The organism is uncultured Bradyrhizobium sp. (genome assembly GCF_936928535.1).
Taxonomy (GTDB): domain Bacteria; phylum Pseudomonadota; class Alphaproteobacteria; order Rhizobiales; family Xanthobacteraceae; genus Bradyrhizobium.
The window spans coordinates 5001-25021 of the sequence record NZ_CAKZHY010000052.1 but is presented as its reverse complement, the minus strand read 5'-3'; the positions used below and the strand labels follow the sequence as shown (position 1 = coordinate 25021).

Annotated in this window: 19 protein-coding genes (1 of these 19 only partly in view); 8 read left to right on the top strand and 11 right to left on the bottom strand. The window is 64.1% G+C overall.

Translation table 11 applies throughout. From position 1 onward, the window contains the following. Positions 1 to 50 precede the first annotated feature (50 nt). Positions 51 to 629, bottom strand: coding sequence for a TetR family transcriptional regulator (locus Q0687_RS06135; RefSeq protein ID WP_298873468.1), 579 nt, complete (start codon positions 627 to 629; stop codon positions 51 to 53). 240 nt (positions 630 to 869) lie between these two features. On the opposite strand from Q0687_RS06135, the gene Q0687_RS06130 reads away from it, so the two are divergent. Next, complete coding sequence (locus Q0687_RS06130; protein WP_298873467.1) at positions 870 to 2042, top strand: acetyl-CoA C-acetyltransferase; 1173 nt, start codon at positions 870 to 872, stop codon at positions 2040 to 2042. Positions 2043 to 2232: 190 nt separating this feature from the next. Beyond that, positions 2233 to 3777 carry an acyl-CoA synthetase gene (locus Q0687_RS06125; protein WP_298873466.1) on the top strand — a complete coding sequence of 515 codons (1545 nt, stop codon included), beginning with the start codon at positions 2233 to 2235 and terminating at the stop codon, positions 3775 to 3777. A 138-nt stretch (positions 3778 to 3915) separates the two neighbouring features. Here Q0687_RS06125 and Q0687_RS06120 read toward each other — a convergent pair whose 3' ends face one another. Further along, positions 3916 to 4458 (bottom strand): methylated-DNA--[protein]-cysteine S-methyltransferase, encoded by a 543-nt coding sequence (locus Q0687_RS06120; RefSeq protein WP_298873464.1) that lies wholly within the window; start codon positions 4456 to 4458, stop codon positions 3916 to 3918. Between the two features lie 140 nt (positions 4459 to 4598). Between Q0687_RS06120 and Q0687_RS06115 the strand changes: the two genes are divergently transcribed. Both Q0687_RS06115 and Q0687_RS06110 read left to right on the top strand, forming a co-directional pair. Beyond that, the gene (locus Q0687_RS06115; RefSeq protein ID WP_298873462.1) at positions 4599 to 5417 is read left to right on the top strand and encodes an alpha/beta hydrolase; all 819 of its coding nucleotides are present in this window, start codon (positions 4599 to 4601) and stop codon (positions 5415 to 5417) included. Positions 5418 to 5419: 2 nt separating this feature from the next. Further along, a complete protein-coding gene (locus tag Q0687_RS06110) occupies positions 5420 to 6232 on the top strand; it encodes an alpha/beta hydrolase (protein ID WP_298873460.1) in 813 nt (270 codons plus the stop codon). A 41-nt stretch (positions 6233 to 6273) separates the two neighbouring features. On the opposite strand, the gene Q0687_RS06105 is transcribed toward Q0687_RS06110, so the two are convergent. Beyond that, positions 6274 to 6729, bottom strand: coding sequence for a carboxymuconolactone decarboxylase family protein (locus Q0687_RS06105; protein WP_298873588.1), 456 nt, complete (start codon positions 6727 to 6729; stop codon positions 6274 to 6276). Between the two features lie 100 nt (positions 6730 to 6829). Here Q0687_RS06105 and Q0687_RS06100 point away from each other — a divergent pair, with 100 nt between their 5' ends. The 4 genes from Q0687_RS06100 to Q0687_RS06085 all read left to right on the top strand — a co-directional run bounded on the left by Q0687_RS06100 (position 6830) and on the right by Q0687_RS06085 (position 10927). Then, the gene (locus Q0687_RS06100; RefSeq protein WP_298873458.1) at positions 6830 to 7687 is read left to right on the top strand and encodes a sigma-70 family RNA polymerase sigma factor; all 858 of its coding nucleotides are present in this window, start codon (positions 6830 to 6832) and stop codon (positions 7685 to 7687) included. Between the two features lie 139 nt (positions 7688 to 7826). Then, positions 7827 to 8504 carry a GntR family transcriptional regulator gene (locus Q0687_RS06095; RefSeq protein ID WP_298873456.1) on the top strand — a complete coding sequence of 226 codons (678 nt, stop codon included), beginning with the start codon at positions 7827 to 7829 and terminating at the stop codon, positions 8502 to 8504. Between the two features lie 117 nt (positions 8505 to 8621). Further along, the gene (locus Q0687_RS06090) at positions 8622 to 9422 is read left to right on the top strand and encodes a phytanoyl-CoA dioxygenase family protein (protein WP_298873454.1); all 801 of its coding nucleotides are present in this window, start codon (positions 8622 to 8624) and stop codon (positions 9420 to 9422) included. A gap of 197 nt (positions 9423 to 9619) precedes the next feature. Further along, positions 9620 to 10927 (top strand): Gfo/Idh/MocA family oxidoreductase, encoded by a 1308-nt coding sequence (locus Q0687_RS06085; RefSeq protein ID WP_298873452.1) that lies wholly within the window; start codon positions 9620 to 9622, stop codon positions 10925 to 10927. A gap of 27 nt (positions 10928 to 10954) precedes the next feature. On the opposite strand, the gene Q0687_RS06080 is transcribed toward Q0687_RS06085, so the two are convergent. The 8 genes from Q0687_RS06080 to Q0687_RS06045 all read right to left on the bottom strand — a co-directional run. Then, on the bottom strand, positions 10955 to 11902 hold the full coding sequence (locus tag Q0687_RS06080; protein ID WP_298873451.1) for a DUF4432 family protein: 948 nt from the start codon (positions 11900 to 11902) through the stop codon (positions 10955 to 10957). Then, positions 11899 to 13437: a sulfatase gene (locus Q0687_RS06075; RefSeq protein WP_298873449.1), complete on the bottom strand. Its 1539-nt coding sequence runs from the start codon at positions 13435 to 13437 to the stop codon at positions 11899 to 11901. Before Q0687_RS06075 ends, Q0687_RS06080 begins: the two co-directional genes overlap by 4 nt. 24 nt (positions 13438 to 13461) lie before the next feature. Continuing rightward, positions 13462 to 14292 (bottom strand): carbohydrate ABC transporter permease, encoded by an 831-nt coding sequence (locus Q0687_RS06070; RefSeq protein WP_298873447.1) that lies wholly within the window; start codon positions 14290 to 14292, stop codon positions 13462 to 13464. Further along, a complete protein-coding gene (locus Q0687_RS06065) occupies positions 14289 to 15260 on the bottom strand; it encodes a sugar ABC transporter permease (RefSeq protein WP_298873445.1) in 972 nt (323 codons plus the stop codon). Before Q0687_RS06065 ends, Q0687_RS06070 begins: the two co-directional genes overlap by 4 nt. Before the next feature lie 8 nt (positions 15261 to 15268). Further along, positions 15269 to 16627 (bottom strand): extracellular solute-binding protein, encoded by a 1359-nt coding sequence (locus Q0687_RS06060; protein WP_298873443.1) that lies wholly within the window; start codon positions 16625 to 16627, stop codon positions 15269 to 15271. Between the two features lie 111 nt (positions 16628 to 16738). Continuing rightward, positions 16739 to 17659, bottom strand: a complete 921-nt coding sequence (locus tag Q0687_RS06055; protein WP_298873441.1) for a LysR family transcriptional regulator — start codon at positions 17657 to 17659, stop codon at positions 16739 to 16741. A gap of 64 nt (positions 17660 to 17723) precedes the next feature. Beyond that, positions 17724 to 19424 carry a sulfatase-like hydrolase/transferase gene (locus tag Q0687_RS06050; RefSeq protein WP_298873439.1) on the bottom strand — a complete coding sequence of 567 codons (1701 nt, stop codon included), beginning with the start codon at positions 19422 to 19424 and terminating at the stop codon, positions 17724 to 17726. 304 nt (positions 19425 to 19728) lie between these two features. Beyond that, positions 19729 to 20021, bottom strand: the 3' end of a protein-coding gene (locus Q0687_RS06045) for a hypothetical protein (protein ID WP_298873437.1). The gene runs 298 nt beyond the window's last position; the window shows 293 of its 591 coding nt (coding positions 299-591); its start codon lies beyond the right edge, outside the window; its stop codon occupies positions 19729 to 19731.

Genomic DNA, 20021 nt, shown 5'->3' with positions numbered 1-20021 from the left:
GCTACCTTTCCTTGGACGTTTCTTCTCTAGACTTATGAGTTCTGGCCGGATTATCCGGCCGCGACAGCTTCCTCGGCTTGCGTGAGGATGCCGCCGCAAATCAGCGTTTCCATGTGCTTGATGTATTGCCGGCAGACGTCGTCGGTGACCGGACCGACGCCGGTCGCGCGAGACATCGCGTGCCGGCCGAAGAACAGATGATCGCAGGCGCCGATCAGGCTGGTGTAGAACAGCACCGGATCGGTCTGGCGGAACTCGCCGCGGCTGACGCCTTCGGCGAGCAGGCGGCGATGAAAGTCGAGCAGCGGCGCAACGAAGAATTTCGAGACTTCGTCCGCGGAGCCCGCAACGCTCTCGTGCAGGAGATAGTGGATCAGCCGGTTCATATACGGGAACCGGTGATAGGCGCGAATGATGCCGGCGATGTGCAGCTTCAGCTTCGCGGTCGCCGTGATCGGCTGCGCCAGCAGATATTCGAGATTGGACATCTCGGTGGCGGCATCGCGCGCGAGCAACGCCAGCAACAGGCCGTCCTTGTTGCCGAAGTGATATTTGACCAGCGCGGCGTTCGCGCCCGACTTCTGCGCGATGTCCGAGAGCGAGATCTCGATCGAGGAGCGTTCGATCATCAGCTCGCTCGCGGCCACGAGCAATTTCTCTGCCGTGGAATTCTTTCCGCTCGGGAGCCTGTTCGGTACGCTGGTAGTCACGGAGATCCCTTGTTCTCGCCGCTCGAGGCGGGCCGCAGATAAGCCGAAGCAGCGCCTCCCCACAAGAGTTAATTGATCGATTGACTAAACGATATCCCGCCCATTAAATCCGCCCCCGACAACCCCAAGCTATCAAAAACAATCACGGGAGAGACCGAAATGGCCGAGGCTTATATCGTCGCCGCTGCGCGTACCGCGGGCGGGCGCAAGGGGGGCCGCCTCGCCGGCTGGCACCCGGCCGATCTCGCCGCAAAAGTGCTGGACGAGCTGGTCGATCGCACCAAGGTCGATCCGGCCCTCGTCGAGGACGTGATCATGGGCTGCGTGATGCAGGTCGGCGAACAGTCCAACAACGTGGCGCGCAACGCGATCATGGCCTCGAAGCTGCCGGAGAGCGTGCCGGGCACCTCGATCGACCGTCAGTGCGGCTCGTCGCAGCAGGCGCTGCACTTCGCGGCACAGGCCGTGATGTCCGGCACCATGGACGTGGTGATCGCGGCCGGCGTGGAATCCATGACACGCGTGCCGATGGGCCTATCCTCGCAATTGCCTGCCAAGAACGGTTTCGGCAATTACAAGAGCCCGGGCATCGAGGCGAGATATCCGAACATCGTATTCAGCCAGTTCACCGGCGCCGAGATGATGGCCGAGAAGTACGGCCTGTCGAAGGACGATCTCGACGAATTTTCCTTCCAGAGCCATCAGCGCGCGATTGCCGCCACGCAAGCCGGTCACTTCAAGAAGGAGATCGTGCCGCTGGAGATCGTCAGGGCCGACGGCAGCAAGGATACCCACCACATCGACGAAGGCATCCGCTTCGATGCCACGCTCGACGGCATCAAGGGCGTCAAGCTGATCGCTGAGAACGGCAAGCTCACCGCCGCAAGCGCCAGCCAGATCTGCGACGGCGCCTCCGGCGTGATGGTCGTCAACGAGCGCGGCCTCAAGCAGCTCGGCGTCAAGCCGCTCGCGCGCATCCACCACATGACCATGACCGGCGGCGACCCCGTCATCATGCTCGACGCTCCCTTGCATGCCACCAAGAAGGCACTGGAAAAGGCCGGCATGAAGGTCGACGACATCGACCTGTTCGAGGTCAACGAGGCCTTCGCCTCGGTGCCGACAGGCTGGCTCAAGACCACCGGCGCCGATCCGGCACGCCTGAATGTCAACGGCGGCGCGATTGCGCTCGGCCATCCCCTCGGCGGCTCCGGCACCAAGCTGATGACGACGCTGGTCCACGCCCTGCATCAGCGCGGCAAGCGCTACGGCCTGCAGACCATGTGCGAAGGCGGCGGCATGGCCAACGTGACGATCGTGGAGCGGCTGTAGGCCGAGCCGCGGCATCGCTCACGCGTTGCCACACGAAAGGTGTCGTCCCGGCGAAGGCCGGGACCTATATCCACAAATGTTCGTGGTTGGGGCGAGCTGGGGCGACATCGCATTTCAACAATTTCGATCGGTGGTTATGGATCCCGGCCTTCGCCGGGATGACACCTTTGTTGTTGTGAGACCAACTTTCATGACCCACCCCTCCATCCACGCCCGCACCACGCCCAACAAGATCGCCTACCAGATGGCCGGGACCGGCAAGGCGATCACCTATCGCGAGCTGGACGAACTCTCGAACCAGGGCGCAAACCTGTTCCGTTCGCTCGGCCTGAAGGCAGGCGACCACATCGCGCTTTTGATGGAAAACCGCCTCGCCTTCATGGAGATCTGCTGGGCGGCGCAGCGCAGCGGGCTCTATTACACCGCGATCAGTCGCTATCTGAAGCAGGACGAGATCGACTACATCATCGGCGATTGCGGCGCCAAGGTCGTGATCACCACGCCGAAATGCGCCGAGCAGATCAAGAACCTGGTCAAGGGCAAGCCCGGCGAGCCGATTTTCTACATGGTCGATGAGCCCCAGCCCGGCTTCCGTTCCTACGACAGGGAAACCGCCGCACAGCCGACCACGCCGATCGCGGACGAAGTCGCCGGCTACGACATGCTGTATTCCTCAGGCACCACCGGCCGCCCCAAGGGCATCAAGAAGGCCTTCGAGGGCAACAAGATCGACGCGCCGAATGCCTTCCTGCGCGTGCTCTGCGCCGACATGTGCGGCATGAATGCCGGGAGCACCTACCTGTCGCCAGCGCCGCTCTATCACGCGGCTCCGCTGCGGTTCAACATGATGGCGATCGTGCTCGGCGGCACCTCCATCATCATGGAGCATTTCGACGCCGAGGATTTTCTGAGGCTGGTCGAGAACTACAAGGTCACGCAGTCGCAACTGGTGCCAACCATGTTCGTGCGCATGCTGAAGCTGCCGGACGACGTCCGCGCCAAGTACGATGTCTCGACGTTGAAAGGCGCGATCCACGCCGCCGCGCCCTGCCCGGTCGACGTCAAGGCCAAGATGATCGAATGGTGGGGACCGATCCTGATCGAGTACTACGCAGGCTCAGAAGGCAATGGCGTCACCGTCTGCAGTTCGCAGCAATGGCTGGAGCATCGCGGCAGCGTCGGCCGTGCCGTCGTCGGCAAGATCAAGATCCTGGACGAAAACGACGAGGAGCAGCCAGTCGGCGAAATCGGCACGGTCTATTTCGCCGACGCGCCCGCCTTCACCTATCACAACGACCCGGAGAAGACGAAGAAGGCCTACAACGCCAAGGGCTGGTCGACGCTCGGAGACGTCGGCTATCTCGACAAGGACGGCTTCCTGTTCCTCACGGACCGCAAGTCCTACATGATCATCTCCGGCGGGGTGAATATCTACCCGCAGGAGACCGAGGATGTCCTCATCACCCACCCCGAGATCGCTGACGTCGCCGTATTCGGCGTCCCCAACGAGGAGATGGGCGAAGAAGTGAAGGCCGTGGTGCAGCCGCACGATATGAGCCGGGCCGGCAAGGCGCTCGAGGCCGAGCTGATCGCCTACTGCAAGACGCGCCTCTCGGCGATCAAGTGTCCCCGCTCGATCGATTTCGAAGCCGAGTTGCCGCGCACGCCAACGGGCAAGCTGGTCAAGCGGCATCTGCGCGACCGGTATTGGCCGAAGACGGCGGCGAAGATTTGAGGAAGGTCTCGTGTCCCGGACGCGGCGCAGCGCATAGCGGAGCGCCGCAGAGCCGGGACCATCTCGCCTGGTCTGGGCCCCTGCTCAGCAGTGCAGCACTTTGTGCCGCACTGCGTCCGGGGCACGACCAACACTACCTCAATCAAACAAGCTCGGCGTATGGTTCACCAGCGCGCCCTCGATCTCGAGCATCTTCAGCTTGGTCACCACACCGCCATTCGCCGAGAAGCCGCCGGGCTTGTTGCCAGCAGCGAGCACGCGATGGCAGGGCACGACGATCGGGCACGGGTTGCGGCCGAGCGCCTGGCCGACGTCGCGCGACAGCTGGACGCCGCCGAGCTGCTTGGCGATGTCGCCATAAGTGATGGTCTTGCCGGGCGGGATCGCGCGGGCGATCTCGTAGACGCCGCGATTGAACTCGGGCACGCCGTCGAGATCGAGCTCGATATCGGCGAGGTCGTCGTGCCCACCCGCAAGCAATTTCGTCATGCGGTCGATCGCGTGCTGCACCTCGGGCGTCGGTTCGGCTTCGGTGGCATCAGCATGACGCTGGCTGATGCGGGTGCGGATCTTCTGTTCGCCGCCCATCGGCAGCTGCGTGCCGTTGATGCCGCGCGGTCCCCAGGCGATGGCGCAGAGGCCGATCTTGGTGTCGAACAGAGCAAAATGCTGGTCGGTCATGGCTTGGTTCCTGGGCTTGCGTCCTTCTCGCGTGCCCCCATTGTCATCTAGGCCCAAATCTAGGCTTGGAAATAGTTGCGATCCACCCGGTTTCCGGGAATCTTGCACAGGAGTTCCGCGCCCCTTCCGACGAGCCCCGAATGCAAAGCCTCCACGTCCTTGGATACGACATGCCCTATCTCGACGTGGGCGAGGACCGAGACAGGCCGCCGCTGGTCTGCGTACACGGCTCGCTTTCGGACTTCCGCGTCTGGGGCTGCGTGCTTGGGCCGCTGACGCAGCGGCACCGGATGATCGTCCCCAGCCTCCGGCACTTCTTCCCGGCAAAATGGGACGGCGTCGGCGACACCTATTCGATCGCCCAGCATGTCAGTGACGTCATCGCCTTCATCGAGAAGCTCGATCTCGGCCCCGTCGATCTGATGGGCCATTCCCGCGGCGGCCACATCTGCTTCCGCGTGGCGCAGCAGCGGCCCGATCTGCTGCGGCGACTGGTGCTCGCCGAACCCGGCGGCGAGCTCGACGCGAGCCTTGACCCTGACTATGCCGGCGGCCCCTCGCCGCCGCTGGCGCGTTTCACCGCCTCGGCCGAGAAGATCGCGGCAGGCGATGTCGACGGCGGGCTTGCCGTCTTCGTCGACACGCTGGAAGGCGCCGGCACCTGGTCGCGGCTGCCGGCGATGGTGAAGCAAAATCTACGAGACAATGCCTATACGCTGATCGGTCAGGTCCGCGACAACCGTCCGCCGTTCTCGAAAGCGGATTCGGAGGCGATCAGGATGCCGACACTGTTCATCCTGGGCGCGCGGACCAAGGGCCTGCTGCCGAAAGTGCTGCATGCGCTGGCCGCGCACGTACCCTATTCCAAAACGGCGATCATCCCGAACGCGACGCATCCGATGTTCGAGCAGGCGCCGCAAAAATACTCCGAAGTGGTCCTGGATTTCCTGGCGAGCTGATCATGCAGAGCTTTCGCGTCAATGGTTACGACATGGCCTATCTCGAAGTCGGCGAGGGCCATCCGCTGGTCTGCGTGCACGGCACGCTCGGCGATTTCCGCACCTGGTATTCGGTGCTCGGCCCGCTGTCGAAGAACCACCGCGTGATCGCGGTCAGCTTGCGGCATTTCTTTCCCGAGCATTGGGACGCCGTCGGCGACGATTACAAGATGGCGCAGCACGTCTCCGACGTGATTGCCTTCATCGAACAGGTCAAGTCAGGACCGGTCGACCTGATGGGCCATTCGCGTGGCGGGCACATCGCGTTTCGTGTCGCGCAGGCGCGGCCTGACCTATTGCGAAAACTGGTGCTGGCCGAGCCGGGCGGCGATCTCGACGCCAGCCTGCCGGTGCCGGAAGGCACGCCGGCATATCCACCGCTCGCGGCGAAGACGATACGCTCGGTCGAGATGATCCGCGCCGGCGACATCGAGGGCGCGCTGCAAAACTTCCATGAAGGCATCGAAGGCGATGGCTCGTGGCGGCGCGTGCCGGCGGCTGCAAAACAGCAATTGCGCGACAACGCGCTGACCTTCCTCGGCCAGATCAATGAGCAGCGCCGGCCTTATACGCTCAGCGATGCGCAGGCGATCAAGACGCCGACGCTGCTGATCGGCGGCGGCGCCACCACCGGCAGCCTGTCGGTGATGTGGCGCGTGCTGGCCGCGCACATCGCGGGCGCGCAGACGGCGGTGATTCCCAATGCCGGACACTGGATGTTCGAGCAGGCGCCGCAGGAATTCGGCGACGCCGTGAGCCAGTTCCTCACGGCGTAGCACTCTCCCCGCGTCCCGGGGGAGAGTGGGAGTAAAAGGCCTCACACCTTCCAGACGCCGACTGGCATCTTGATGGTCGCATTCAGCCGGTTCCAGACGTTGATTGTCGCGATCGCGAGGATCAGGGTTGCAAGCTCGCGTTCGTCAAAATGTTTGGAGGCCTCGTTCCAGATCGCATCCGGCACCGGGTCCTCACGATCGGCAACGCGCGTGACCGCCTCCGTCAGCGCCAGCGCCGCGCGTTCGGCGTCGGTGAAATAGGGCACCTCGCGCCAGGCGGAGACTGCGAACAGCCGCTCGTCGGTTTCGCCGAGCTTGCGGGCGATCTTGGGATGCATGTCGACACAGACGCTGCAGCCGTTGATCTGGCTGGCGCGCAGATGCACCAGTTCCAGGAGCTTTTCCGGCAGACCCTGCTTGGTGAGGTTGGCGAGGGCTTGCAGGTGGTTCATGGCCTCGGGCAGGACCATCACCGGGTGATTCATGCGGGCGTGCATCATGTCGCGTCTCCATCTATCGAACTTCGAAGGTTCCGGTCACATCGGCCGGATTGGCTTCGTCATGGGCATGACGGATCGCGACGAGGGAATGTGACTGATGACTGACGAAAATTTTCTGACCCGGCAGTTCGAGGCCAACCGCGATTACTTGCGCGCCGTCGCCTACCGGATATTGGGTGCGCGCGGCGAGGTCGACGACGCCGTGCAGGAAGCCTGGCTGCGGCTGAGCCGGAGCGATACGTCCGATGTCGCAAACCTCAAGGGCTGGCTGACCACCGTGGTCGCACGGATCTGCCTCGACATGCTGCGCGCGCGCAAGTCGCGCAAGGAAGATCCGATGAGCCCGGATGTGCCCGAGCCGGTCGACGAGACGCAGGCGCGCGAGGCGGAGATGGCCGATTCCGTCGGCGCGGCCCTTCTCGTCGTGCTCGAGACATTGCAGCCTGCGGAGCGGCTTGCCTTCGTGCTGCACGACATGTTCGCGGTGCCCTTCGAGGAGATCGCGCCGATCGTCGGCCGCTCGGTCGATGCCTCCCGGCAATTGGCGAGCCGGGCAAGGCGGCGCGTGCAGGGCGCACCGGTGCCGGAGGCGGACCTGTCGCATCAGCGCATGATCGTCGATGCGTTCCTCAAGGCCTCACGCGAGGGCGATTTCGAAGGGCTGCTGGCGGTGCTCGACCCTGACGTCGTGTTCCGCGCCGACGACGCCGTGGTGCGGCTCGGCACGCTGCCGGAGATCCGCGGCGCGGCGGCAGTCGCCCAGCTCTACAAGGGCCGCGCGCAGGCGGCACGCACCGCGCTGGTCGATGGCGAGATGGGGGTCGCTGTCATCCTCGGCGGACATCTGCGCATTGCGCTGCGCTTCAGCTTCAGCGGCGGCCGCATCGCCGGGATCGAGGCGTTGGCCGATGCCGAGCGGATTGCGACGCTGGATGTGGAGGTGCTTGAGCGCTGAACTCGAAAACAACCCCATGCACAGTAGACCCCTTCAATAAAATCAAAGGCTTACGCGACAAAGCCCGGCATTGACGGCTCTGCCCTCCTGAGATACCTTTGAATACGGAATTCCGTATTCCCTTTTCGGAGCCGCCGGCGTGATTCCTCTCGACCCGCTCCCGAACCTGATCGACCAGGTCTACGCAAGGATCCTGGAAGCGATCTCCGATCGCACGCTCCAGCCCGGCCAGCGCATCCGGCAGAACGAGCTTGCCGACAAGCTCGGCGTCTCGCGCCAGCCGGTGTCGCATGCGCTGCATCTGTTGCACCGGCAGGGTCTCGTGGCCGAAAGCGGCAAGCGCGGCTTTGAAGTCACCCAGCTCGATCCCGCGCGCATCCGCCAGCTCTACGAGGTGCGCGGCGCCATCGACGCGCTCGCGGCCCGCCTTGCAGCCCAGCGTGCCGGAACCGACGCGGCCGGATGCGCGCGGCTGGAGGCAGCGCTCGCCGCCGCACGCGGCATCGATCGCAAGACTGCGCTCGCTGACCTGATCGCGCTCGATGTCGAATTCCACCGCGCCATCTATCAGCTCGCCGGCAATCCCGTGATCGAGGAAACGATCACGCCGCAATGGCCCCATATGCGCCGCTCGATGGCAACCGTGCTGTCGGAGCTCGATTACCGCGGCAGCGCTTGGGCGGAGCATGCCGACATCGCAAAACACATTCTCGCGGGCGACGCTGATGCGGCCGAGCGCGCGGCGCTTGCGCACGCGCAGACAGCGGGACGGATGACCGAGGAGAGATTGAGGGCGACGGACGAGGTGGCGGCGTAGCCGTCATTCCGGGGCGCGAGCCCGGAATCCATCGAACGGCACGCGCTGCGGATAAATAGATTCCGGGCTCGCGGCTTCGTCGCGCCCCGGAATGACAAAATAACAGGAGGACGACCCATGAAACTGTCCCAGGAGCAATTGGAGTTCTTCGACCGCGAGGGCTGGCTGTTCCTGCCCGAATTGTTCACCCAGGAAGAGGTCGATTTCCTCGCCCATGAGGCCGTCGGGATTTACGATACCAACCGGCCGGAGGTCTGGCGCGAGAAGAGCGGCGCGCCGCGCACGGCCTTTGCCGCGCATCTCTACAACGAGGCTTTCGGCGTGCTCGGCGCCCATCCGCGCATGATCGATCCGGTCGAGCAGGTGTTCGGCGAGCCCGTCTACATGCACCAGTTCAAGATCAACGCGAAATCGGCCTTCACCGGCGACGTCTGGCAGTGGCACCAGGATTACGGCACCTGGAAGCGCGACGACGGCATGCCGGAGCCGCGCGCGATGAACATTGCGATCTTCCTCGACGAGGTGATGCCGATCAACGGCCCCCTGATGCTGGTGCCGCGCAGCCAGAATGCCGGCGATCTCGAGGCCTCGCATGACCTCGCCACCACCTCCTATCCGCTGTGGACACTGGACGAGGACACCGTGACGCGCCTCGTCAAGCAGGGCGGCATCGTCGCGCCGACCGGCAAACCCGGCGGCATGCTGATGTTCCACGGCAATCTGGTGCACGGATCAAGCGGCAACATCACGCCCTACCCGCGCAAGATCGTGTACCTGACGCTCAACGCCGTCTCGAACTACATCCGCACCCCGACGCGGCCGGAATATATCGCGCATCGCGATTTCACGCCGATCAAGACGGTGGATGATGACGCCCTGGTGCGGCTGGCTCGTGCGCCAAGGCAGGCGGCGGAGTAAGACACGCTCGTGCCCCGGCCGCAGCGCAGCGTCTCTTCGACGGTGCGCTGCAGAGCCGGGGCCCATGCCACGCGGATAGTTTTCTTTTCTGGGTCCCGGCTCTGCGGAGCGGCACCATAGCGCGTCGAAGACGCGCGTGAACGCGCTGGTGGCGCCGCACCGCGTCCGGGACACGATCATTGTCAGGACACACCGCCATGAACCTCTTCCGCCTCCTCCAGGCCCGCGCGTCCGCCGGCAAGCCTGTCCGTGTCGCGCTTGTCGGCGCCGGCAAATTCGGCTCGATGTTTCTGGCGCAGGTGCCGCACACGCCGGGGCTCGAGGTGCCCATCATCGTCGATATCGACCGCGACCGCGCGCGCGAGGCCTGCCGCACCGTGGGGTGGAGCGCCGAGCGCATCGCCGCGACCGTCTTCACCGATGATGGCGCACGCGCAATTGCCGGCGGCGCGATGGATGTCGTGGTGGAGGCGACCGGCAACCCGGCCGTCGGCATCCGCCACGCGCGCGCCGCGATCGCGGCGGGCAAGCATATCGTGATGGTCAATGTCGAGGCTGACGTGCTCGCCGGCCCGCTGCTTGCCGAGGAAGCGCGCAAGGCGGGCGTGGTCTATTCGCTCGCCTATGGCGACCAGCCGGCGCTGACGGCCGAGATGGTCGACTGGGCTCGTGCCACCGGCTTCCACGTCGTCGCCGCCGGCAAAGGGACAAAATATCTGCCTGCCTATCACGACGTGACGCCCCACGGCGTCTGGCAGCATTATGGTCTGACCGCGGGCGAGGCGCAGTCGGCCGGCATGAACCCGCAGATGTTCAACTCCTTCCTCGACGGCACCAAATCGGCGATCGAGATGGCTGCGATCGCAAATGCCTGCGCCCTCGACGTGCCCTCAGAGGGATTGCTGTTTCCGCCCTGCGGCGTCGACGATTTGCCGCACATCATGCGGCCGCGGTCGCGCGGCGGCGTGCTGGAGCGGTCGGGTGTCGTGGAAGTGGTTTCCTCGCTCGAACGCGACGGCCGGCCGGTGTTTCGCGACTTGCGCTGGGGCGTCTATGTCGTGCTGGAGGCACCGAACGACTACGCGGCGGACTGTTTCAAGCAATACGGCCTGAAGACCGATGCCAGCGGGCGCTTTGCGGCGATGTACAAGCCCTATCATCTGATCGGGCTCGAGCTGAACATCTCGGTGCTGTCGGCGGCGCTGCGGGGCGAGCCGACCGGGCAGGCTTTCGGCTTCCGCGGCGACGTCGCCTCGGTCGCAAAACGCAATTTGCGCGCCGGCGAGATGCTGGACGGCGAAGGCGGCTACACGGTGTGGGGCAAGCTGGTGCCGGCGGCCGCGAGCCTGAAGGCAGGCGCCCTGCCGATCGGCCTCGCCCACCGCCTCAAGCTGAAGCACGACGTCGCCCATGGCGAGATCGTGCGCTGGAGCGACGTCGAGTTCGACGCGGGCAACGAGACGATCAAGACAAGGAAGGCGATGGAGACGGCGTTCGCAAAATAGCGACCGGCTGCCGAACGCGTGCGACCGTCAGGCTTTCATCGCAAATCCGATCTCCAAAGCGTAGGCGCGGCTCTCGCCGGGCATCAGCACCGCTTCTGACCCATTCACCTTGGCGCTCGTGCAGGGCTCGATCGCGAGCACGCAAGCCTGCGGCCGCAGATCGTGCCAGAGCTGAAGATGCGGAAGCGTGCTGACGTCGAAGCTGACGGCAATCTCCAGCGTCGCGCCGTGCTCCAGCGGTGTCGCGAGCCTGCAAACGGCGGAAGCGCCATCACCGTCAGCCGGAAAGCTGACGGATTCGGACAACAAGGATGTATCCGGCAGCGCCTCGACCTCGAGCAGCCGCCGCGAGCCAAGGGTCACGGACGATCCCGGCGCGAGCGCCGGGTAACCGAAATTGAAGTGATAGAGGCTTGCCTGCGGCGTGGGCTCGCTCGACAGGTTGGTCACCTCGTCGCGAATGCGCAGCAGGCTGCCGCCGATCGGCGCCTCGAGCTGACGCTTCAGACGCAGTGCTTCGCCGCCGAACCGGAACTGCATGACCTCGCCCTCGCAGAACAGTACGGGCTCACCCCGATTCCAGTCTTCGCCGTGTGCGGTCACGCGCGCCGGCGTGAACGGCAGCCGGCCGTGCATGGGATGACCCGGCACGGGCTGTCGAAAATGATCGAGGCCGCAAGTGACGAGGAATCCGGAATTGGTGCGGCTGTAGCCGCGCCCGCCATCCTCCTCCGGATGGTGCAAATGCGGACTGCGGAAGCCGGCCATGCTCTGCCAGGCGATCGGCATGCCTTTCCACCACAGCGGCCCGATGTCGAGCGATCGGTCCGCGAGCGCCCAGAAATCGAGTCCACTTCCATTGGAGAAGGCAAGCGCGGCGACGCCGCGCTCCACACCCTCGTCGAGCACGATGCGGCGCACGCTCGCAAACTGCCTGAGATCGCCGACCTTGGCGCGCAGATCGTCGTCGGTCACGACGACATCTCGCGTTGGGCTGTCGGCTCGTGCAGGTCGAGCCTGCCGAACGCTTCGGGCGGGGCCTCGTTGGCAGCCATCAGCCGCGCCATCAACGCCACCAGACGCGCCTCCTGCTCCTCGTTCTTCACGGGCTGCTGCTGGCCAGGATCCCTCGCGAGATCATAGAGCCGCGTGTCGTTCTCGAGGAGCGCGCCCGGGCCGTAGTTGAGATACATCGGCGAGCGTTCGATCACGGGGACCTTGAGCAGCTTTGCGCCCTTGGTGAACGGGAAACCCTCCGACAGCGACGCGCCGGCGAGCTCCTCCGGCAGGAACGGCGAGCGGATATGCGTCGGCATCACCGTGTACTGGAAGATCTCCTGCGTCTTCAGATCGGCGGGAAAGCGGTGATAGGTGTAGTGCCCGTCGGTGATGTTCACCGCGCCGCCGAAATAGCCGAACAACGCCGCTTCGCGTAAGGCCTGCGTGGATCGCGCGGCCTTCAGGATCGAATGGCCCTCCATCTCGCGCGGCGGCGCCACATCGAACAGGTCGAGGAATGTCGGCGCGAGGTCGATCGACTGAGTGAGGACCCCGCTTCGCGCGCCGGGTTGCGGGCGCCGCGGATCGTGCACGAACAACGGAATGTGCACGATCTCTTCATAGAGGTTCATGCGGTTCTTGGCCCAGAAATCGTGCTCGCCGAGCAGGAAGCCGTGATCTGTCGTGACGACGAGCGCGGTGTCCTTCCACATGTCGCGGCGGTCGAAATCGTCGAGCAACTGCCCGAGCAGGAAATCGCACATCGACACAACGGCATAATAGTTTGCGCGCAATTCCTCGCATTCGGCCGGCAGCTCGTCGACCCGGCCATAGCGCGGCCAGTCGCGGATCGGCCCGTTCCAGCCGCTGTCGAACGGCGCCTTGAACCTGACAGGCGCGTGGAACGGCTCGTGCGGATCGAAGGTCTCCAGCTGGAGCAACCAGTTGTCGGCGTCGTAATTGCGATCGAGAAAGTCGAAGGCGTGGGCGAAGCACTGCACCGACGGGAAATCCTTCTCCTCCTTGATGAACTCGCGGTTGATGATGTTCTGCGAGTGATATTTGCGCCGGTCAGTGGTGAACTGGCGCGCATGATACATCTCGCGCAGACGCTCCCAATGCGGCTGCACCATTGCCTTCCAAGGATCGCCCTCCTGGCCGCGCACGAACTCATAGCTGTCGTAGCGGTTGTGATAGGTCGCGCCGCCGTCCTCCCAATAGTGGAAATGATCGGTGATGAGATGGCTGTAGATACCGGCGTGATGCAAAAGCTCCGGCATGGCGTTGTCGAACGGCTCGAGCGGGCCCCAGCTGCGGTGCAGGAAGCTGAGCCGGCCGGTGAGCAGATCGCGCCGCGCCGGCATGCACGGCAGGCTGCCGACGTAATGCCGGTCGAAGGTCAGCGTCTTCGCGGCGAGGCGGTCGAAGTTCGGCGTCGGAATCCTGGTGCCGCCATAGGCGCCTAGCAGATGGCGATTGAGGGAATCGAAAAGAACGAAGACCGTCTTCATGGCATTTCCTTCGCTGGTCGCGTCTTATTTCACGGCGCCCTGGGTGAGACCCGCCACGATGTAGCGCTGGCCGATGATGAGCAGCACCAGGGCCGGCAGGATCGACAGCGCGGCGGCGGCCGCCATCTGCGTGTAGAGAATCTCGTATTCCTGGGCGAATTTGGCGATCGCGACCGGCACCGTCGCGGTCTGCTTCATGGTCAGCGTCAGGGCGACCCCGAAATCGTTCCAGCTGAACACGAAGGTCAGGATGGCGGTCGCGGCAAGGCCCGGCGCAATGATCGGCAGGACAATCCGCCACAACAGGACCGGCGTCGTGGCGCCGTCGAGCCGGGCGGCTTCCTCGAGCTCGACCGGAACGTCGCGCACGAACACGCCCATCAGCCACAGCGCCATCGGCAGGTTGAGCACGGTATGCGCGAGCACTACGGCGGTCAGCGTGTTATCGAGACCGACCGTGCGCATGATCGTGAACCATGCGCTCGCGAGCGCCAATGGCGGAAACATGTGAAACACCAGTGCCCAGCCGAGAAAGACGTGCACGAACCAGCGCGGCCACGACATCCGGTTGAGCGACCACGCGGCCAGGGTGGCCGCGACGAGGCAGATCAGCGTGCTCAGCGTGCCGACGACGAGCGAGTTGCGATAGTTGACGAGAAAGTCGGAAGTCTTGGAGAACAGCACCTCGTTGAAGTTCTTCAGGACCGGCGTGAACCAGAACGCACCCGAGAGCAGCGAGATCTGGGTGCGGAATCCGGCAGCCACGACCCAGACGACGGGGATGAGCACGAGCAGGGCCGCCGCGATCAACAGGGCATGAATGGCCAGGGCGCGCGCCCTCGGAGACGTCGTCATTTCGTGGCTCCCGTCCGTCCACGCGCCGCGAAGGCGGCTGAGAGCAGAATGCAGGTCATGAAGATGATCGCGACCGACATGGCCGAGCCATATCCGGTCTGATCCTCGCGGAAGAAGCGCTGGTAGAGCGTGAAGCTCATGACCTGGGTCGATGTCCCCGGTCCGCCACCGGTCAGCAGATAGACCTCGTCGAAGACCTTGAAGGCCAGCACGAGGCGGAAGGCAAAGGTCACCATGATGGTGGGCAGCATCATCGGCAGCGTCACATAGGTGAGCTCCTGCCAACCGGAGGCCCCATCGATCTTCGCGGCCTCGTAGACATCCTGCGGCAACGATTGCAGACCGGCCAGGAACAGCAGGAAGCAGAAGGGCGTCCAGTGCCAGATGTCGACGAAGATCACCGAAGCCAGGGCCGTGTTGGCCGACCCGAGCCAGTTGAGGGGATCGATGCCGACCAGCGCGATGGCCTGGTTGACCAGGCCGAAATCGAAGTTGAGCAGCAGTTTCCATATCGCGCCGACGACGATACCGGGAACCAGGATCGGCAGGATGAAGATGGTGCGATAAAGCAAACGTCCGCGGGTGACGCCGGTGCAGAGCAGTGCGAGCACGAAGCCGCACAGCATCTGACCACCGACGGCAAACAGCGCGAACAGGATGGTGTTGAGAATGCCGGCGCGGAACAGCGTATCGCCGGCAAGCGCGCGGTAATTGTTCAGGCCCGCGGCGGAGAAGCTCGAATGGCCGCCACTCCAGCTCACGGTGAAAAAGCTCGTCGCGAACAGATTGGCGAGCGGCAGCACGCTGAGTGCCAGCAACAGCAGCAATGCCGGCGACAGCGTCAGCCAGCGCCACAGCCGCTCGTCGAGGCCGCGCTGGAAATCGGACGCGCTCGACTGGCTCGCCGGTGCGGATGGCTCTGCGACCACCGCGGCGATGTGCGCGGTGGCGCTCGCGGTCGGCTTCATCGTCGGCCTCAGGGCAGTGCGGGCAGTTTGCCGGTGTTGTAGTTGCGTTTCGACATGACGCCAAAGATCTGCTCGGCCATGCTATTGAGCGCCTGCACCGACGTCGTGTTGCCGGCGACGGCCTGGTTGAGGCCGAGCTCGAGGATCGAGATCACCTCGCTCGCCTCCGGGAACTGATAGATGTTGACCGCGTGCGGCAAGGCTTCGCCGAGTGGTTTCATCCAGCGATAGCGGCGCTCCTGCGCGATCGGATCGCGATAGGTCGCCGCGCTGATGGGAATGCCGCCGAACTTGGCGTGCGCAAGCTGGGCCTCCTTGGTCTGGTACCAGCGGAGGAATTCGAGCGCGCTGCGCTTGCGATCGTCAGGCACGTTGCGCGCGATGCCGCCGAGCCAGTGGCCGAGGCCGGGACTGGTTGAGAAGCCCTCCGCATGCGGTGTGACCGCGAACTCGACCTTGTCGACTACGGCGGATTTGTCGGGATCATCCATCTGCGACCACGCCGAGACCACCACCATGATATGGGCGGCCTTGCCGGTCAGCATGTTCTGGATCACCTCGGCCTGTTCGAGCGAGGCGGTCTGCGGATGGCCGGCTTCCTTGGCGAGCCGCAGGTAATAGTCTAGCGCGGTGCGACCAGCCTCGTTGTTGAGCGTGACCGTGTAGTCGCCGGCCGCCTGGTTCTTGAAGATGCCGCCGCCAAAACCGTAGAGGTAGGGATAGAAGTCGTAGCTGACGGTGGCAGGCCCCCGGGCGCCGCGCTGGACGATGCCATAGCGGCTCGGCGGCTTGTGCAGCTTCTTGGCGTTGGCTTCGAGCTCGGCAAACGTCTCCGGCACCTTCAGGCCCGCGTCCTTGTAGAGATCGCCGCGATAATAAAGCAGCGGAATCAGCGGCGAGATCGGCACCGACATCAGCTTGCCCCCCGCCGTCATCGTCTTCTTGTCGGCGTTGAAATAGACGGTGTTGTCGAGCGTGTAGACATCGGGGTCGAGCTTGAAGGACGGATCGATCGCCGCGATCGGCTCGACGAAGCCGCCGAAATACATCTCGGCGACCCATCCGGAGTTCATGATCAGCAGGTCGTACTGGCCGTTCGCGGCACGCACGGAGTTGCGTTGCTTCTCCAGCGATCCCGCGAAGGGGTTGACGTCGAGCTCGACCTGGTTGCCGCTCTCCTTCTCGTAGAGCTCGACCATCTTGCGGAAGCTGTCGAACCAGGGCGACTGGTTGATCACGATGGTCATCGGCGCGACCTTGGCGGCCGCCGCGTAGCGCCATGGGACAGCGAGCCCGAGCGCGGCCGCACCACCAGCACCAACGACCTGACGGCGCGTCAGGCCACGCTTCCCGCTCTGTCTCAGCATCCCAATCCTCCCGCCCGCATGTCGGCCGATTCCGGCTCTCTCGGACGCCAAGCAAAACAGGATTCAGGTATTCTTACAAAGAGATAATTATGCCGTAGGTATAGATGAAAGCTATGGCTTGCCTTTGCGGCCCGCGCTCTCCGCGGCACAGATGGCCTTGAGCGCATCGATGATCCCCGCGGCGGCCGTTGAGACCCAGCCGTCCTTGCGCGTGATGATGCCGGCATCGCGCGTCAGCCCAAGCTCGGGAACATCGAGCATCACGAGGCCCTCGCCCTCAGGCGTTTGCAGCGTTTTCGATACGGTGGTGGCGAGTGCGTCCGATTGCCTGAGGACGTTGAGTTGAAGGGCGACGGATCCGCTTTCAAGCACACTCGAGGGCGGCGGGAGATCGTTCGCGACGAACAGCGCGTCGAGCCGGCGATGAGCCCGCGTCGCATGTGGCGGCTTGATCCACGGATATTGCAAGAGGTCGCGCATGTTGACCCGCCGGCGCCGGGTCAGCGGATGGCCGCGCCGGCAGCAGACGCCGAGCCGGTCCGATGTGAGCGTCAGGGCCTCGAACTCCCGCCGGTCCTCGGGCGAGGGAATCTCGGCGACGACGAAGTCGAGCTCGCCTTGTCGCAGCGCACGAAGCAGCGATTCATCGAAACCGGCCTCAATGCGGACGCGAACCAGCGGATGCGCCGAGAAGGTGCGCGCCAGCGCCGCCGGGAGATAGCGCCGCAACCATGTCGGACCCGCTCCGATCACGACCACGCCGACGGCGCCGGAGCGCTGCGCGGCAATCTCGTGACCGGCATCCCTGAGCTGGACATGCACGGCCTCCGCATGGCGGAGCAGCGTGGTTCCGAACGATGTCAGGGCCACGCCGCGCGGCAGGCGCTCGAACAGCTTCACGCCAAGCTGCTCCTCGAGCAGCTTGATGCTCTTGGTGAGCGTCGGCTGCGCAATGTTCAGATCGGCCGCGGCAAGCGAGATGTTCTTGCGCTGCGCGACGCGCAGGAAATATTCGAGCTGCCGGAAGTCCATCGCTGCCCCGTACCCCCGAGTCTCTGCTTTCAACATGTCCAGCGCGCCGGAAAAGAGCGCCGGGCTAGCGGGCTTGCCTGGCGTTCGGCACCAGGTCGATCAAGCCCAGATCCACCAGCGTGCGATGGAAGCGACGTTTGCGTTCGGAGGCTGACGCGAAATAGGCGTCGCCGCAATCGTCCAGCAGGCTCGCGCGCGTGGCAAAGACCGGATCGAGTGCAATGCCCGCCCGTTGCAGGGCCACAGTTCCGAGAAAGGCGATGTCGAGGTCGGCGCCCCTGCCGGGGCTGAAGTCGGGGATATTCAAGGCTTCGATCGCGTAAAATGTGCGGAACGGGCGCCTGTGATCGCCTGATAGCTTCAGCTGGCGCTCGATCTGTTTCGTCAGCACCGGTTGATGGTCCCCGTAGTGCACGATCAGAACAGGGCGTCCAGGGAAGCTGTTGGTTAGTCTTTCCTTGAGGCCTTGCCAGGCAGACGCGGTCTGCGCCAATCGCGTGTAGTACTCGGCATATCCAGCGTCGGGGAAGCTGGCCGCGGCAAAGGCGCGCTCCTTCTCGAATTGACCTGGTGGCACGAGCTGCCTGTTGTGCGGACCGTGGTTGAAGTTGGTCAGCGCATAAAGAAATCTCGGCGTCGGGTCGTGAGCCACCCTTTTGGCATACGCATCGATGACCGCATCCAGAAACACCGCGTCGGAATTGGTGGCCTCGAAACGCCTGACATCGAATGGCGGAGGAAGCTCGTCGGCGAAGATGCGCTCGTCGATGCCGATCGAGCCATAGAACTTATCGTAGCTGAGAAAGGCGCGTCGGCAGCTGGATATCAGGGACGTCTTGTAGCCGAGCGACGCCAGCGAGCGCGGCAGGCTGCTGTGAAAACGGCCGGCGCCCTTCTGGAAGAGGTAGTAGCCGCTTGAACCGAAGCTGGCACTGGAAAGGCCGGTCAGCAGGCTGAATTCGGTCTGCCACGAACCTCCGCCGAAGATGTCGACGTTCAGTCGCCCGAATTCCCCATCTGGCGGGGACAGGAAGGCTTCGACTGACGGTTCGACCGGCAGATCGAAAATCCGGGGGTCGAAGACGGATTCGTGCTGGACGACGATGATATCAGGGGAACAGGCGGACCGCGCAGGCAGCCCCTCCCTCAATGGCAGGGGTTCGCTAGCGATATCGCTCAGCGCCAACGCGCCGAACTGTCGCCAGCAAGCGGGGTCGACCAGCGAGGCCATGAAGGTCGCATAGAAGCTCCGACCTTGCGTCAGAGTGAGCCGCAAGGACCTGACGCCCTGTGACAGGGAAGCCTTTGCAAAGACAATGAGCGCAAGGCAAAGCAAGAGGATTCGAAACGCGATCGGAAGGGGAGATCCCGCCGCGTAGAGCAGGATTGCGCTCGAAGCAGCGATGAAGACCACGGCACCCGCCAGGACACCCAGCATCATGCGCGGGTATTGCAGCACGAAGAACGGGACTGTGCCGGCAAACGCCAGCGGCAGATCGGAGACGGTCAGTTTGAGCGCGCTGTGATGGAACTTGACCGACGATATGCCGGCGATGGCGATCGCCAGCACGCCGGACAGCAGGATCGACCGCTCGAGATCGCCAACAAACAGCAGCAGCAAAGCGGCGTCGAAGAGGAGAGCTGCGACCGCAAACGGAAGATGTTCAACGCTCCGTTCCGTCAACGCGACAACGGCAATGACCGTCACAAGGATCAAAATCGAAATCATGGGTAGCAGGATGCCCCGGGCATCGCGATTTTTCAATTTGCTGAGTCGGATTCCTCACGCGTGATGTGCCGTCATTGCCAGCTATCGGTTCCGCAGCGCAACAAGACCGATGTCTGGCGTCCATGGTCCGACGACGCGGTGGGGCGCAAACGACAAAAGCCCCGGAGGATGCTCCGGGGCTGTCTGCTGTTGGCGCAACTCTCGTTTGGCGGAAGGTGTCATTGCCCGCGAAAGCGGGCGATCCAGTATCCCAGAGGGCCTCTATTGGAGGGCTCGCTCGTCACGCCCGCCCCGGTCAAGCCAGGGCAGCGCAGGTGTGGGTGTGGCGCGCGCTATATCGTCAGTTCTGGTCGTCGCCCAGCGCAGCAACGAGCTTGTCGTAGTACTTGCCGACGAGATCGATGTTGGCCTTGTTCTCGACCGCGGGTGCCGGGGTCTTCAAGGCCTGGTTGAGCTCGTCGAGCGCTTCCTTCTTGTCCTTGGCCGGCATCTTCTTGTCGGCCTCGACCTGCGCGATCTGCGATTTGATCACGGCATCGTTGCCGACATATTTTTTGGTCGTGGGGTCGAAGCCGCCGAGCACCAGGCTGATGTTGTCGACGACGTTGTTGTAGTCGTCATAGCTGGCAAAAC

Coding starts and splice junctions, on each gene's coding strand:
- Q0687_RS06065 (WP_298873445.1), bottom strand. CDS start 15,260: ATGAAGCCGACCGCGAGCGCCACCGCGCACATCGCCGCGGTGGTCGCA.
- Q0687_RS06075 (WP_298873449.1), bottom strand. CDS start 13,437: ATGAAGACGGTCTTCGTTCTTTTCGATTCCCTCAATCGCCATCTGCTA.
- Q0687_RS06060 (WP_298873443.1), bottom strand. CDS start 16,627: ATGCTGAGACAGAGCGGGAAGCGTGGCCTGACGCGCCGTCAGGTCGTT.
- Q0687_RS06115 (WP_298873462.1), top strand. CDS start 4,599: ATGCAAAGCCTCCACGTCCTTGGATACGACATGCCCTATCTCGACGTG.
- Q0687_RS06105 (WP_298873588.1), bottom strand. CDS start 6,729: ATGCACGCCCGCATGAATCACCCGGTGATGGTCCTGCCCGAGGCCATG.
- Q0687_RS06130 (WP_298873467.1), top strand. CDS start 870: ATGGCCGAGGCTTATATCGTCGCCGCTGCGCGTACCGCGGGCGGGCGC.
- Q0687_RS06085 (WP_298873452.1), top strand. CDS start 9,620: ATGAACCTCTTCCGCCTCCTCCAGGCCCGCGCGTCCGCCGGCAAGCCT.
- Q0687_RS06070 (WP_298873447.1), bottom strand. CDS start 14,292: ATGACGACGTCTCCGAGGGCGCGCGCCCTGGCCATTCATGCCCTGTTG.
- Q0687_RS06120 (WP_298873464.1), bottom strand. CDS start 4,458: ATGACCGACCAGCATTTTGCTCTGTTCGACACCAAGATCGGCCTCTGC.
- Q0687_RS06100 (WP_298873458.1), top strand. CDS start 6,830: ATGACTGACGAAAATTTTCTGACCCGGCAGTTCGAGGCCAACCGCGAT.
- Q0687_RS06135 (WP_298873468.1), bottom strand. CDS start 629: ATGATCGAACGCTCCTCGATCGAGATCTCGCTCTCGGACATCGCGCAG.
- Q0687_RS06055 (WP_298873441.1), bottom strand. CDS start 17,659: ATGGACTTCCGGCAGCTCGAATATTTCCTGCGCGTCGCGCAGCGCAAG.
- Q0687_RS06090 (WP_298873454.1), top strand. CDS start 8,622: ATGAAACTGTCCCAGGAGCAATTGGAGTTCTTCGACCGCGAGGGCTGG.
- Q0687_RS06125 (WP_298873466.1), top strand. CDS start 2,233: ATGACCCACCCCTCCATCCACGCCCGCACCACGCCCAACAAGATCGCC.
- Q0687_RS06110 (WP_298873460.1), top strand. CDS start 5,420: ATGCAGAGCTTTCGCGTCAATGGTTACGACATGGCCTATCTCGAAGTC.